The sequence below is a fragment of the Microbacterium sp. PA5 genome (genome assembly GCF_049860775.1).
Taxonomy (GTDB): domain Bacteria; phylum Actinomycetota; class Actinomycetes; order Actinomycetales; family Microbacteriaceae; genus Microbacterium.
This window is the reverse complement of sequence record NZ_CP187567.1, coordinates 1643313-1655948: the sequence shown is the minus strand read 5'-3', so window position 1 is coordinate 1655948 and position 12636 is coordinate 1643313. Positions and strand designations below refer to the sequence as shown.

16 protein-coding genes are annotated in these 12636 nt (G+C 71.1%); 14 read left to right on the top strand and 2 right to left on the bottom strand.

Annotated elements, in window-relative coordinates; translation table 11 throughout:
* Entirely contained in the window at nt 1-783 is a 783-nt protein-coding gene (gene map, locus ACPWUT_RS07740; protein WP_284527394.1) for a type I methionyl aminopeptidase, read from the bottom strand.
* A gap of 53 nt (nt 784-836) precedes the next feature.
* Here map and ACPWUT_RS07735 point away from each other — a divergent pair, with 53 nt between their 5' ends.
* The 10 genes from ACPWUT_RS07735 to ACPWUT_RS07690 all read left to right on the top strand — a co-directional run bounded on the left by ACPWUT_RS07735 (nt 837) and on the right by ACPWUT_RS07690 (nt 8533).
* The gene (locus ACPWUT_RS07735; protein WP_284527393.1) at nt 837-1328 is read left to right on the top strand and encodes an MFS transporter permease; all 492 of its coding nucleotides are present in this window, start codon (nt 837-839) and stop codon (nt 1326-1328) included.
* A gap of 162 nt (nt 1329-1490) precedes the next feature.
* Nucleotides 1491-1838, top strand: coding sequence for a 50S ribosomal protein L19 (gene rplS, locus ACPWUT_RS07730; protein ID WP_284527392.1), 348 nt, complete (start codon nt 1491-1493; stop codon nt 1836-1838).
* A gap of 167 nt (nt 1839-2005) precedes the next feature.
* Complete coding sequence (gene lepB / locus ACPWUT_RS07725; protein ID WP_284527391.1) at nt 2006-2758, top strand: signal peptidase I; 753 nt, start codon at nt 2006-2008, stop codon at nt 2756-2758.
* Nucleotides 2755-3414 (top strand): ribonuclease HII, encoded by a 660-nt coding sequence (locus tag ACPWUT_RS07720; RefSeq protein ID WP_284527390.1) that lies wholly within the window; start codon nt 2755-2757, stop codon nt 3412-3414. Before lepB ends, ACPWUT_RS07720 begins: the two co-directional genes overlap by 4 nt.
* Nucleotides 3415-3452: 38 nt before the next feature.
* Entirely contained in the window at nt 3453-3776 is a 324-nt protein-coding gene (locus tag ACPWUT_RS07715; RefSeq protein WP_144807996.1) for a DUF2469 family protein, read from the top strand.
* Between the two features lie 106 nt (nt 3777-3882).
* Nucleotides 3883-4245 carry a YraN family protein gene (locus ACPWUT_RS07710; RefSeq protein ID WP_284527389.1) on the top strand — a complete coding sequence of 121 codons (363 nt, stop codon included), beginning with the start codon at nt 3883-3885 and terminating at the stop codon, nt 4243-4245.
* On the top strand, nt 4242-5786 hold the full coding sequence (locus ACPWUT_RS07705; RefSeq protein WP_425836246.1) for a YifB family Mg chelatase-like AAA ATPase: 1545 nt from the start codon (nt 4242-4244) through the stop codon (nt 5784-5786). Before ACPWUT_RS07710 ends, ACPWUT_RS07705 begins: the two co-directional genes overlap by 4 nt.
* Nucleotides 5783-6964, top strand: coding sequence for a DNA-processing protein DprA (gene dprA, locus ACPWUT_RS07700; RefSeq protein WP_425836243.1), 1182 nt, complete (start codon nt 5783-5785; stop codon nt 6962-6964). Before ACPWUT_RS07705 ends, dprA begins: the two co-directional genes overlap by 4 nt.
* Nucleotides 6965-7005: 41 nt before the next feature.
* On the top strand, nt 7006-7920 hold the full coding sequence (locus tag ACPWUT_RS07695) for a tyrosine recombinase XerC (protein ID WP_284527386.1): 915 nt from the start codon (nt 7006-7008) through the stop codon (nt 7918-7920).
* A 31-nt stretch (nt 7921-7951) separates the two neighbouring features.
* Nucleotides 7952-8533, top strand: a complete 582-nt coding sequence (locus ACPWUT_RS07690; RefSeq protein WP_425836239.1) for a hypothetical protein — start codon at nt 7952-7954, stop codon at nt 8531-8533.
* Nucleotides 8534-8562: 29 nt separating this feature from the next.
* Here ACPWUT_RS07690 and ACPWUT_RS07685 read toward each other — a convergent pair whose 3' ends face one another.
* Entirely contained in the window at nt 8563-9117 is a 555-nt protein-coding gene (locus tag ACPWUT_RS07685; RefSeq protein ID WP_425836236.1) for a murein hydrolase activator EnvC family protein, read from the bottom strand.
* Nucleotides 9118-9383: 266 nt separating this feature from the next.
* Here ACPWUT_RS07685 and rpsB point away from each other — a divergent pair, with 266 nt between their 5' ends.
* The 4 genes from rpsB (at nt 9384) to frr (ending at nt 12633) form a co-directional block, all read left to right on the top strand.
* A complete protein-coding gene (rpsB, locus tag ACPWUT_RS07680) occupies nt 9384-10292 on the top strand; it encodes a 30S ribosomal protein S2 (protein ID WP_284527383.1) in 909 nt (302 codons plus the stop codon).
* A 97-nt stretch (nt 10293-10389) separates the two neighbouring features.
* A complete protein-coding gene (tsf, locus tag ACPWUT_RS07675) occupies nt 10390-11217 on the top strand; it encodes a translation elongation factor Ts (protein ID WP_284527382.1) in 828 nt (275 codons plus the stop codon).
* Nucleotides 11218-11303: 86 nt separating this feature from the next.
* Entirely contained in the window at nt 11304-12023 is a 720-nt protein-coding gene (gene pyrH, locus ACPWUT_RS07670) for a UMP kinase (protein ID WP_425836232.1), read from the top strand.
* 55 nt (nt 12024-12078) lie between these two features.
* The gene (frr, locus tag ACPWUT_RS07665; RefSeq protein WP_284527380.1) at nt 12079-12633 is read left to right on the top strand and encodes a ribosome recycling factor; all 555 of its coding nucleotides are present in this window, start codon (nt 12079-12081) and stop codon (nt 12631-12633) included.
* Nucleotides 12634-12636 lie beyond the last annotated feature (3 nt).

Here is a 12636-nt window from a genome sequence, read left to right as displayed (position 1 = left end):
TCAGTGGACGCCGAGGAAGCTGCGATCCGTGAGCACGATGGGTCCGTCGGTCGTGATGGCGACGGTGTGCTCGGAATGAGAGCCCCGCGAGCCGTCCACGCTGCGAAGGGTCCATCCGTCGGGATCGGTCACGAGCTCGTCTGTCGTGCGCAGGAACCAGGGTTCCAGGGCCAGCACGAGTCCGTCGCGCAGCGGGTAGCCGCGACCGGGCTTCCCGTCGTTGGCGACGTGCGGGTCGCCGTGCATCGTGCGCCCCACGCCGTGGCCGCCGAAGTCCGTGTTGATGGAGTATCCGTCGGCCCGCGCGATCTGGGAGATCGCGTGGGAGATGTCGCCGATGCGGTTCCCCACCACCGCGGCGTCGATGGCCGCTGCGAGGGCACGCTCGCTGGTGTCGATGAGGGCGAGATCCTCGTCGCGCGGCGTGCCCACCACGAAGGACACCGCGGAGTCGGCCACCCATCCGTCGACCGAGGCGGCGAAGTCGAGGGTGACCAGGTCGCCGTCGCGGAGCGCGTAGTCGTGGGGGAGCCCGTGCAGGACCGCGTCGTTGACGGAGGTGCAGATGACCTTGCCGAACGGGCTCGCCCCGAACGAGGGGTGGTAGTCGATGTAGCAGGATTCGGCCCCGGCCCGGCGGATCATGTCGTGGGCGCGCCGATCGATCGCCAGGAGGTTCGTGCCCACGGTCGTCTCGTCCCGAAGAGTCGCGAGGACCTCCGCCACGAAGCGGCCGGCCGGGCGCATCTGCTCGATCTCGGCGGGCGTGCGCAGTTCGATCATCGGGTTCCTTTCACTCAGGTTCCATTCTGGCTGACCGGCGTAGCATCGAGGTCATGTGGGTGCGTCAGGCGTTCTTCCGGTGGCTGATTCCAGCGGCATTCGTGCTGCCCCTCTGGCTGTTCGTGGGCTGGATCGTCTTCGGCGCGAACCCGTGGGCGCTGCTGTGGGTCATCGTCTCGGCACCCGTGGTGCTCATCGGCCAGCTGATCCTGACGCTGCTGGTCCGCGCGCGCGGAACGGTCCGGGCCGACCGGGCGGTCTCCTGGCTCGACCTCGGACTGCTGGGCGCGTGGCACGTCCTCATCGTCGCTCTCGGCGTCTTCGACAGCCGGTGGTGGTGGCCGCTGCTGGCCCTCACCGTCGGAGTGGGCGTGGCCGCGCTGTGGAGCTCGCTGTCGCAGCTCTGGCGCGAGGCACGCGGGGGACTGACCGTCCTGCGCACCTCCGAGGGGATCGGCTACATCCCTCCGGCGGCGCCGCACGCGGACACGTCCGATCCCGAGGTCATCGTGATCACCGAGGGCCGCACGCCGCCGGCTCCGTAGTCGTTTTGGTCGCGGCGCGGGTCCGTGGCAGAATGGTTGTTTGTGCCCTGAACAGGCTCTGCCTCAGGGGAGCACGGCGCCGACACGGTCGCCTCGGGCACGACACATCCTCCAATCCTGACTCTCGCGATCGACCTGTGGCGGTCGCAGGAAGTGACGATCATGCAGATCCTCGACTCCGTCGACGCGGCCTCGCTGCGCTCCGACATCCCTCCCTTCGCGCCCGGCGACAACGTCAAGGTGCACGTGAACATCACCGAGGGCAACCGCTCCCGCGTCCAGGTGTTCCAGGGCGTCGTCATCGGCCGCTCCGGCGACGGCGTGCGCGAGACCTTCACCGTCCGCAAGATCAGCTTCCAGGTGGGCGTCGAGCGCACCTTCCCGGTGCACAGCCCGTCAATCGACCACATCGAGGTCGTCACCCGCGGTGACGTGCGCCGCGCCAAGCTCTACTACCTGCGCAACCTGCGCGGCAAGAAGGCGAAGATCAAGGAGAAGCGCGACCGCTGACGCGCTCTCATCGACGATGCCCCGGGGCCCGGCCCCCGGGGCATCGTCGTTCCCGCGCGCGGACGCGTCCGGCCGGTGGGCCGTGGACACGCGTCCGCCGGGATGTGCGACCCTTGACAGGTGCGCAGGAGAGCGGCCCCTTTCTCCTGCAGAGACGAAGGATCTGAATGACCCCCGAGAACATCGCCGCCGGAGCGGCGACCGATCCGGTGCGCCCCCGTCGTCCCGCGCGCCGCGGTGTCTGGCCGCTGCTGCGCGACGTGCTGGTGATCATCGTCATCGCGGTCCTGGTCTCGTTCCTCGTCAAGACCTTCCTGGTGCGCTCGTTCTACATCCCGTCCAGCTCGATGGAGCAGACGCTGCGCGTCGACGATCGCATCCTCGTCGACGAGCTGACCCCGCGCTTCGGCGGATACGACCGGGGCGATGTCGTCGTCTTCCGCGATCCCGGCGGCTGGCTCCCCACGGAGCCCAAGGTCGAGCGCTCGGTGCTGGTCGAAGCCGTCGACTGGGTGCTGGCGCTGGTGGGCATCTCGGCTCCCGACAGCAAGGAGCACCTGATCAAGCGGATCATCGGCGTGCCCGGCGACCACGTCGTGTGCTGCAACGCGCTCGGGCAGGTGACGGTCAACGACATCCCCATCGACGAGACCTCCTACCTCAACCTGGCTCCGGGGCAGAGCGCGCCCGAGGTGGTGCCCTACGACGTCACGGTGCCCGACGGTTCGCTGTGGGTGCTCGGCGACAACCGCGACGCCTCCCGCGACTCCCGCTACAACACCGACCAGCCCGGGCAAGGCTTCGTGCCCCTCGACAATGTCGTGGGACGCGCGTTCCTCGTCACCTGGCCGCTGGACCGCTTCGGCCTCATCGACTTCCACCACGACGTCTTCGCGGGCGTGCCCGACTCCGCGCCATGACCGTCGCCGTCCCGCGCCTCACCGTCGAGCGGAGGCTGCTCAAGGAGCATCCGCTGGTGATCGCGTGCGACGAGGTCGGCCGCGGCGCCCTCGCCGGCCCCGTCGCCGTCGGAGCGGCGGTGATGGATGCCGCCGGGGCGCGTAGGCGTGTTCCGGTCGGCCTGCGGGACTCGAAGCTGGTCGCGGAGCACCATCGCCACGACGTGGCCGGTCGCGCGCGCCAGTGGGTCTCGGCGTCCGCCGTGGGCTGGGCCGACGCCGCAGAGATCGACCGCGTCGGGATCATGCGCGCGCTGGGGCTGGCGGCGCTCCGTGCGATCGCCGATCTGCGTGTCGCGGGCATCGTTCCCGAGGACGCCGTGATCATCCTCGACGGCAACTACGACTACATCACCCCCGCGGGCGGCAGCGGCCTGCGGGTCCAGCCCATCATCAAAGCCGACCGGGACTGCGCGTCGGCCTCGGCGGCCTCCGTGATCGCCAAGGTCGCCCGAGACGACCTCATGACGGGTCTTCACGCGGACCTCCCGGTGTACCAGTGGTCGCGGAACAAGGGCTACGCCAGTCCCGAGCATCGCGCGGCCATCCGCTCCCACGGACTCAGCGCGCACCACCGTGCCTCCTGGGCGATCGCCGATGCGCCCACCCTCTTCTGATCCTGGCGGCACGCCGCGGGCAATAGGATTGACGCACCATGGATGACGAAGTCTTCGAGGATTACGACCGCGAGCTCGAGCTGGCGCTGTACAAGGAGTATCGCGACGTCGTCTCGCAGTTCCAGTACGTGATCGAGACGGAGCGACGGTTCTATCTCGCCAACGACGTGAACGTCGTCCGCCGCGACACCGAGCACGACTTCTACTTCGAGATCTCGATGACCGACGTCTGGGTGTGGGACATCTATCGGGCGGACCGCTTCGTCAAGTCGGTGCGTGTGCTGACCTTCAAGGACGTCAACGTCGAGGAACTGCAGCGACGGGACTTCCAGATCCCCGACGAGCTCTCGCTCGACTCCTGACGACGCGGGCGCGTCGGGCTCTCCACAGCGGGGGCTGATCCACGCGTCTCCACCGATGCCGCACCGCGGGCGCCGGCCACCGGCGCTGCGGGCCACCATCGAGCGCATGGCTGAGAAGGACGTGCGCGGTCGCGCGGGCGAGGACCGCGCCGCGCGGTATCTGAGTGAACACGGGTACGAGGTGCGCGCACGTAACTGGCGCTGTGCCCAGGGCGAGCTCGACATCGTGGCGTTCCACGGCTCCGATCTCGTGGTCGTCGAAGTGAAGACCCGTCGCAGCGAGGCCTTCGGGCACCCTTTCGACGCCGTCGACGCGCGCAAACGCGAGCGCCTGTGGCGGCTCTCGCACGCGTGGATGCGCGCGCACCCGGAGTCGTCGCGGGGGCGACGGCTCCGTCTCGACGTCATCGGCATCACGGGCGAGGATCCGCGGACCGCGGTGCTGGAGCACCTTGAGGACCTGCGGTGAGCCTCGGCCGGACGTGGAGCGTGGTGCTCACGGGTCTGCTGGGCGACATCGTGGAGGTCGAGGCCGACCTGTCGACCCAGACGCCGGGGTTCACCATCATCGGACTCCCGGACAAGTCGATCGGCGAGGCGGAGCAGCGCGTCCACAATGCGTGCGGCAACAGCGACCTCTCCCTCCCGCGGCGCCGGGTCGTCGTGAACCTCTCACCCGCCGGCCTCCCCAAGCACGGCACGGGGCTCGACGTGGCGGTCGCGATCGCCGCGCTCGCCACGGAGCTGCCCTTGGACGCCGGTTCGCTGGCCCGCACCGTGCACCTCGGCGAGCTCGGACTCGACGGCCGGCTTAGGCCGCTGCCGGGGATTCTCCCTGCCGTCGCGGCGGCGGCGCGAGCGGGCTTCGCCCGCGTCGTGGTTCCCGCCGCGTGCCGCGCCGAGGCCGAGTTGGTCGACGGCGTGGAGGTCTTCGGCGCGGTCAATCTCCGGGATGTCGCGCGCCTGCACGGGCTCGAGGTCGCGGAGGTCGATCAGGAACCGGTGCCGGTGCCGATGCCGTCGCGAGACGACGCGCCGTCGGCCGGGGGTGCGGCTCCCGACCTCGCCGAGGTGATCGGCCAGCGCGACGCCGTCCACGCGCTGGTCGTGGCGGCCGCGGGAGGGCACCATCTCCTGATGTCCGGTCCGCCCGGCGCGGGCAAGACGATGCTGGCCCGCCGGCTCCCCGGGATCCTCCCCGACCTCGACGACACGGCCGCCCTGCAGGCGGCATCGCTGCGCTCGCTCGCGGGCCTGCCGGTCACCGTCCTCTCCCGCACGCCGCCCTTCGAAGCGCCTCACCATTCGGCGAGTGTCGCCGCGCTCGTGGGCGGGGGCAGCCGCACCGTGCGACCTGGGGCGATCGCGCGCGCGAGCGGCGGGGTGCTCTTCCTCGACGAGGCGGGCGAATACGGCGCACACGCACTCGACGCCCTGCGGCAGCCGCTCGAGTCGGGCGAGATCGAGATCCATCGTGCGGGCTTTCGCGCTCGCTTCCCGGCGCGGTTCCAGCTGGTGCTCGCCACGAACCCCTGTCCGTGCGGGCAGTACGGCGTGCCGGGAGGCGTCTGCACCTGCCCGTCTCTGGCGATCCGGAGATATCTCGGCCGGCTCAGCGGTCCGCTCCTGGACCGTGTCGACATCGAACTGTCGCTGCGCCGGGTGTCGCTCGCGCACGTGGTGGCGGCGGGCGATGTCGTCACCACTGCCGCTGCCCGGAGCCGCGTCGGCGAGGCGCGGGCACGCGCGGCCCACCGGCTGCGAGCGACGCCCTGGCGCACGAACGCGGAGGTCAGCGGCGCGTGGCTGCGGTCGGGCCCCGACACGCCGGCCGCGGACGTGCGCCGACCGCTCGATGCCGCGCTCAGCCGCGGATCGCTGAGCCTGCGCGGCTATGACCGCGTCCTGCGGCTGGCCTGGACCATCTCCGATCTCGACGACCGCGCGCACCTCCGCGCTGATGACATCGGGCGTGCGCTCTTCCTCAAGAAGGGATCGACGGCGACGTGATCGACGTGAGTGAGGCGGCGGTGCGCCGGCGGACACAGGGACTGGCCCGGCCCGACGACGACCTCGGCCGGCTGCAGGCACTGGACGCGCGCATGCTGTGGGCGGCGCTCACCGAGCCCGGCGACGGAGTGGCAGGGGCACTGGTGGGTGCACTCGGTGCGAGAGAAGCGCTCGAGCTCGTCCTCCACCGGCGTGGCTCCGAGCGGCTGATGGAGCGCTGCGGCCTCGATGCCGCGGCCGCGCACGCCGCCGTCCGCCGCTGGCGTGCACGGGCGGGCGACGCGCCGCATGCGGTGTCGGCTGCGCAGCGGGCCGGAGTGCGGGTGCTCACTCCCGAGGCCGGCCCATGGCCCGCACGGGTGGACGACCTCGGTCCGCACGCCCCGCTGTGCCTGTGGGTGCGCGGCGAGGTGAGCGCTGTGGTCGCCCCGGCGGCGACGGTCGCCCTCGTCGGTGCGCGCGCGGCGACGTCCTACGGCGAGCACGTCGTCGCGGAACTGGCGGCGGAGCTCGGCCGCGGCAGGGCCTCGATCGTCTCCGGCGGGGCGTACGGCATCGACGGGATGGCGCACCGGGCGGCACTGGCGGCGGGAGCTGTGACGGTCGCGTGGCTGGCAGGCGGCGTGGACCGCGCCTACCCGGCCGGTCACCGAGCCCTCCTCGACCAGGTGGTCGCCTCGGGCGGAGCTCTCGTCGGCGAGGCGCCCTGCGGTGCGGCACCGACGAAGTGGAGGTTCCTCGCGAGGAACCGGCTGATCGCCGCCGGCTCCGATGCGACAGTGGTCGTCGAGGCCGGGTGGCGCAGTGGGTCGTTGAACACCGCGGGCCACGCGGCAGCGCTGGGGCGCCCGCTCGGCGCGGTGCCCGGTCCGATCACGAGTGCGACGTCGGCGGGATGCCACCGCCTGCTCCGCGAGTACGCCGCGCAGTGCATCACCTCGGCCGACGACGTGCGGGAACTGATCGGCTGGAGGAGCACCCCCGCAGACCCCGGGAGCAGCGCCGACACCCTCAGCCGGGTGCAGGAAGCGCTGAGTGGTCGCGCGGCCCGCACCCCCGAGGAGCTGGCGCGCCGCAGCGGGCTGGACATCGATGCCGTCGAGAGCGCACTCGGTCTGCTGGCGTTGGATGGGGCGGCGCGGCGGGTGGGCGATGGATGGTGCGCACCTGCACGGTGAGCCTGACGGCATCCCCGGTGCGGCGCGGCATTCTGGACAGCATGGAGCTGATCACCGCCGCCGACGAGTTCGCGCGGCACCTCGCCACCGTGCGGCGTCTGTCGCCCGCCACGGTGCGCGCCTACCGCTCCGACCTGCGTGACCTTGCTGCCGTCACCGGCGTCGCCCTGCTGCAGGATGTCGACCTCGAGCACCTCAGGGAATGGCTGTGGGTGGCGACCAAGAGAGGCGACGCGCGGGCGACCATCGCCCGGCGGACCGCGGCGGCGCGCGCCTTCTTCACCTGGGCGGTCGAGACCGGCCTGCGGGTTGATGACCCGAGCATCCGCCTGCAGGCGCCCAAGCGCGGACGATCCCTGCCCAAGGTCGCCACGGCGGACACCATGGCGGGCGTGCTCGATCGTGCGCGGGCGGTCGCCGCCGACGGCGATCCGGTACACCTGCGGGACTCGGCGATGCTCGAGCTCCTCTACGCCTCGGCGCTGCGTGTGTCGGAGCTGTGCGGCATCGACATCGATGACCTCGACCCGCAGCGCGCGACCGTCCGGGTAACGGGCAAGGGCGACAAGGAGCGGATCGCCCCCTACGGCGTGCCTGCTCAGCGAGCACTGGACGCGTACCTCGTACGGGGCCGTCCCGCTCTGCGCGCCCGGCGCGCCGACACGACGGCGGGCGATGCCCGCGCACTGTTCCTGGGAGCACGCGGTGGCCGCGTCGGTCCGCGCGCCGTCTACGACGTGGTCAACCGGCTGGTCGGTCCCGACCTCGGGGCGGTCGCGCTCGGACCCCACGCCCTCCGGCACTCCGCCGCGACGCACCTGCTCGACGGGGGAGCCGACCTGAGGACCGTGCAGGAGATGCTGGGCCACGCAAGCCTCGGTACCACGCAGATCTACACCCACGTCTCGGCTGAGAAGCTCACCGCGACGTATCGGCTCGCGCACCCGCGTGCCTGACGCCGTCGCCGCGGGCATCTACGCTGGCGGCATGCGCTCGCACCCCTTCGTCCGTCCCGGCGAACGCGCGCGGGTACGGCGATCGGTCGCGCTTCTGGGGGCTGTCGCGTTCCTCGTCAGCGGATGCACCGCTGAGCCGGCACCGGCGCTGAGTGCGCTGCCGCCGTTGTCCGCCACTGTCGCTCCGCCGGGCGGCGGCGGCTCCGTCTCGCCCTCGCCGTCCACGGCGCCGCCCCGGTGCGACGACGGTGTGCTCACCCTTGCGGGGGTCGACGAGGAGTTCATCGTGACGGGCTCGTGCCGGCGGGTCGACGTCGCCGGCACGGGACTCGACATCGACCTGACCGGCGTCGAGGTGTCCACCGTCAGGATCCGCGGTGACGGGAACGAGATCGAGGCGCGGACGCTGCAGGCCGTGACGCTCGAGGGCCAGGACAATGAGCTCGACCTCCGGTCGGTCGGCCGCGCGGCCGTGCGGGGTGACCGGAACTCGTGGGATGTCGCCGGTGATATCGGCGACCTCGTGATCGTCGGCAACGACAACGAGGTGGAAGCCGCCGACATCGGCTCCGCGGATGTGACCGGCGATCGCAACGAGGTCGTGCCCGGCTGAGACGGTTATCGCCTCCCCGCCCCGCCACCTCAGCAGCACGGCAGCAGCACGGCCCGGGGAAGCGGGCCGAGCAGCTCGAGGGGGTCGATGTACCGGCCGTGCCGGCGGACGCCGAGATGGACGGAGCCGGGCGCGGCGTGCCCGCCGGCGGCGGCCCGGGCGACCACGTCACCCGCGCGCACCTGTGCGCCTCGGCGGACGACCGCGTGCACCGGTTCCAGCGTCGACACGTGGCCGTCGCCGTGGTCGATCGTCACCACGTCACGGTCCACCACGGTGCCGGCGAAGACGACGACGCCGTCGGCCGGCGCACGCAGCGGCGTGCCCGCCGCAGCCAGGACGTCCACGCCGCGGTGGCCGGCGGCGAACTCGTGCGCGGGCGCGTCGTACGCGGCCACGACGCGGACGGGCGCGGTGGGCCACTGCCACGGCGCGCGGGCCTCCTCCTCTCCGCTCACCACGGCGGCGCGTGCGTGGCGGTCGATCTCGTCCGGGACCGCGCCCGCGGCGGACGGCGGAGACGCCCCGAGCAGGACGAGGAGAACGGCACCGGCCAGACGTCGAGGGCGCAGAGAGGTTCGCATGGGGACAGCGTGTGGGAGAGGCGTCGCCCCTGCCGCCGCGCGGCCCGGATCGGTGTACGCGGGACGGACGTCGCACGCGGGGGAGGAGGCCTCGTGGCTGTTACACTGGAGGCGCACTCCGCATGTCGGGGTGACTACGCGTGCCCGCACATCGGCATCCACACCCCAGGTCTCCATCGCTCAGCGGTGGAGTGGGTGTGCGCCGGGGCACCAGGCTCCGCAACCATCCGGTTCGCGGGAACAACCGAAAGAACAGGAGAACGGCCATGGCCGTCGTCACCATTCGCCAGCTGCTCGACAGCGGCGTCCACTTCGGACACCAGACTCGGCGCTGGAACCCGAAGGTCAAGCGCTTCATCCTCACCGAGCGCTCCGGCATCCACATCATCGACCTGCAGCAGTCGCTGTCGTACATCGACAAGGCGTACGAGTTCGCCAAGGAGACGGTCGCCCACGGCGGCACGATCCTCTTCGTCGGCACCAAGAAGCAGGCCCAGGAAGTCATCGCCGAGCAGGCGACCCGCGTCGGTCAGCCCTACGTCAACCAGCGCTGGCTCGGCGGTCTGCTCACCAACTTCTCGACCGTGAGCAAGCGCCTCGCCCGCATGAAGGAGCTCGAGGAGCTCGACTTCGACAACCCGGCCGAGAGCGGCTTCACCAAGAAGGAGCTCCTGCTGAAGAAGCGCGAGCTCGACAAGCTGCACAAGTCGCTCGGCGGCATCCGCAACCTGCAGAAGACGCCGTCGGCCATCTGGGTCGTCGACGCCAAGCGCGAGCACCTCGCCATCGACGAGGCCAAGAAGCTCGGCATCCCCGTGATCGGCATCCTCGACACGAACGCCGACCCCGACGAGTTCCAGTTCCCGATCCCGGGCAACGACGACGCGATCCGCTCGGTGGGCCTGCTCACGCGCATCATCGCGGACGCCGCCGCCGAGGGCCTCATCCAGCGTCACCAGCCGACCGAGGAGTCCGCTGACGCCGAGCCCCTGGCCGACTGGGAGCGCGAGCTGCTCGAGCAGGGCTCCGCGACCGAGGCCGCTGCCGCCGACGAGCCTGCCGCCACGGAGGAGCCGGCCGAGGCCGTCGCCGAGGAGCCCGCCGCCGACGAGGCTGCCGCGCCCGCTGCGGAGGAGCCCGCCGCCGACGAGGCCGCCGACAAGGCCGCCGAGTAATCAGACACCGAGCCCGCTCGGCACCCGCGCGCGACGCCGGGTGCCGAGCGGGATCACCACCGCTTTCGCACGACACCACGACTAGGAGCCACCACCCATGGCCAACTTCACCATCGCCGACATCAAGGCGCTCCGCGAGCAGCTCGGAACGGGCATGGTCGACACCAAGAAGGCACTCGAGGAGGCCGACGGCGACCTCGAGAAGGCCGTCGAGATCCTGCGCCTGAAGGGCGCGAAGGGCAACGCCAAGCGCGCCGACCGCTCGACCAGCGAGGGCCTCGTGGCCGCGGCCGAGGTCGACGGCAAGGTCACCATCATCGAGCTGAACACCGAGACGGACTTCGTCGCGAAGAACGACCGCTTCATCGCGCTGGCCGACAAGGTGCTCGCCGCCGCCGCCGCAGTGGGCGCCGAGTCCGCCGAGGCCGCCCTCGCCGCCGACGCGAACGGGCAGACGGTCGCCGACCTCATCTCCGACGAGGCCGCGATCATCGGCGAGAAGGTCGAGCTCCGCCGCGTCCGCACCCTCTCGGGCGACGCCTTCGAGATCTACCTGCACAAGACCAGCAAGGACCTGCCTCCGCAGATCGGCGTGGTCGTGGCCTACACCGGCTCCGACGCCGAGACGGCGCGCAGCATCGCGCAGCACATCTCCTTCGCCAACCCGACCTACCTCTCCCGCGAGGACGTCCCCGAGGACGAGGTCGAGAAGGAGCGTCAGATCGTCACCGAGATCTCCCGCAACGAGGGCAAGCCCGAGGCCGCCCTGCCGAAGATCGTCGAGGGCCGCGTCGGCGCGTTCTTCAAGCAGGTCGCCCTGCTCGACCAGGACTACGCGAAGGACAACAAGCAGTCCGTCGCGCAGGTCGCGAAGGCGGCCGGCATCACCATCACCGACTTCGCCCGCTTCAAGGTCGGCGCGTAAGTTCGAACAGGGGCCTGCATCGCGAAGATGCGGGCCCCTTTTCGATGCCCATCGGACGATATCCTGCAACCGACGAGAGGAACCCCGTGACAGATGAGACCACCGGACGCCGACGCGTCCTCCTGAAACTGTCCGGCGAGGCTTTCGGGGGAGGTCAGCTGGGCGTGAACCCCGACATCGTCAGCCAGATCGCTCGCGAGATCGCCGCGGCGGTGGACCGGGTCGAGATCTCGATCGTCGTCGGCGGGGGCAACTTCTTCCGCGGCGCAGAGCTGAGCCAGCGCGGCATGGATCGCGGCCGTGCCGACTACATGGGCATGCTGGGCACGGTGATGAACGCCCTCGCGCTCCAGGACTTCCTCGAGCAGGCGGGCGCCGCCACACGCGTGCAGTCCGCGATCTCGATGACGCAGGTCGCCGAGCCGTACATCCCCCGTCGTGCGGAGCGCCACATGGAGAAGGGGCGGGTGGTCATCTTCGGCGCCGGCGCCGGCCTGCCCTACTTCTCGACCGACACGGTCGCCGCCCAGCGTGCCCTCGAGATCGGCGCGGACGAGGTCCTCGTCGCCAAGAACGGCGTCGACGGCGTCTACACCGCGGACCCCAAGACGCACTCCGACGCCGTCCGGCTCGATCGCCTCACCTACGGGGACGCCCTGCAGCGGGGTCTCAAGGTCGTCGACTCGACCGCTTTCAGCCTGTGCATGGACAACGGCATCGACATGCGCGTGTTCGGCATGGAGCCCGCCGGCAACGTGACGCGCGCGCTGCTGGGCGAGTCGATCGGCACGCTCGTCACCGTCTGAGTCGGCGCCCTGCACCGCACTAGACTGGACCGACGCAACAACGAATGGAGTGACCGTGATCGCCGAGACCCTGGCCGACACGACCGCACGCATGGACCGCGCCGTCGAGGCCGCGAAGGACGACTTCGCGACCGTCCGCACCGGCCGTGCCAACCCCCAGCTCTTCCAGAAGATCCTCGTCGACTACTACGGGTCGCCGACGCCGCTCGCGCAGCTCGCCTCGCTGAACAACCCCGAGGCGCGCACGCTCGTGATCACCCCCTACGACAAGTCGGCGCTCAAGGCGATCGAGCAGGCCATCCGGGACACCCCGAACCTGGGCGCGAACCCGACCAACGACGGCAATCTCGTGCGCGTCACGATGCCCGAGCTGACTGCGGAGCGCCGCAAGGAGTACGTCAAGCTGGTGCGCTCCAAGGGCGAGGACGCCAAGGTGCACCTGCGCGGCATCCGGCGCAAGTCCAAGGACGAGCTCGACGCGCTCAAGAGCGAGGTCGGCGAAGACGACCTCGCGCGGGCCGAGAAGGAGCTCGACGCCATCACGCGCGCGCACGTCGACGAGATCGACGAGGCGCTCAAGCGCAAAGAGGCTGAACTCCTCGAGGTGTGAGGC

What these genes read in the sequence shown, in the direction of transcription:
- map (WP_284527394.1), bottom strand. Translation starts at nt 783, where the DNA reads ATGATCGAACTGCGCACGCCCGCCGAGATCGAGCAGATGCGCCCGGCC.
- ACPWUT_RS07735 (WP_284527393.1), top strand. Translation starts at nt 837, where the DNA reads ATGTGGGTGCGTCAGGCGTTCTTCCGGTGGCTGATTCCAGCGGCATTC.
- rplS (WP_284527392.1), top strand. Translation starts at nt 1,491, where the DNA reads ATGCAGATCCTCGACTCCGTCGACGCGGCCTCGCTGCGCTCCGACATC.
- lepB (WP_284527391.1), top strand. Translation starts at nt 2,006, where the DNA reads ATGACCCCCGAGAACATCGCCGCCGGAGCGGCGACCGATCCGGTGCGC.
- ACPWUT_RS07720 (WP_284527390.1), top strand. Translation starts at nt 2,755, where the DNA reads ATGACCGTCGCCGTCCCGCGCCTCACCGTCGAGCGGAGGCTGCTCAAG.
- ACPWUT_RS07715 (WP_144807996.1), top strand. Translation starts at nt 3,453, where the DNA reads ATGGATGACGAAGTCTTCGAGGATTACGACCGCGAGCTCGAGCTGGCG.
- ACPWUT_RS07710 (WP_284527389.1), top strand. Translation starts at nt 3,883, where the DNA reads ATGGCTGAGAAGGACGTGCGCGGTCGCGCGGGCGAGGACCGCGCCGCG.
- ACPWUT_RS07695 (WP_284527386.1), top strand. Translation starts at nt 7,006, where the DNA reads ATGGAGCTGATCACCGCCGCCGACGAGTTCGCGCGGCACCTCGCCACC.
- ACPWUT_RS07690 (WP_425836239.1), top strand. Translation starts at nt 7,952, where the DNA reads ATGCGCTCGCACCCCTTCGTCCGTCCCGGCGAACGCGCGCGGGTACGG.
- ACPWUT_RS07685 (WP_425836236.1), bottom strand. Translation starts at nt 9,117, where the DNA reads ATGCGAACCTCTCTGCGCCCTCGACGTCTGGCCGGTGCCGTTCTCCTC.
- rpsB (WP_284527383.1), top strand. Translation starts at nt 9,384, where the DNA reads ATGGCCGTCGTCACCATTCGCCAGCTGCTCGACAGCGGCGTCCACTTC.
- tsf (WP_284527382.1), top strand. Translation starts at nt 10,390, where the DNA reads ATGGCCAACTTCACCATCGCCGACATCAAGGCGCTCCGCGAGCAGCTC.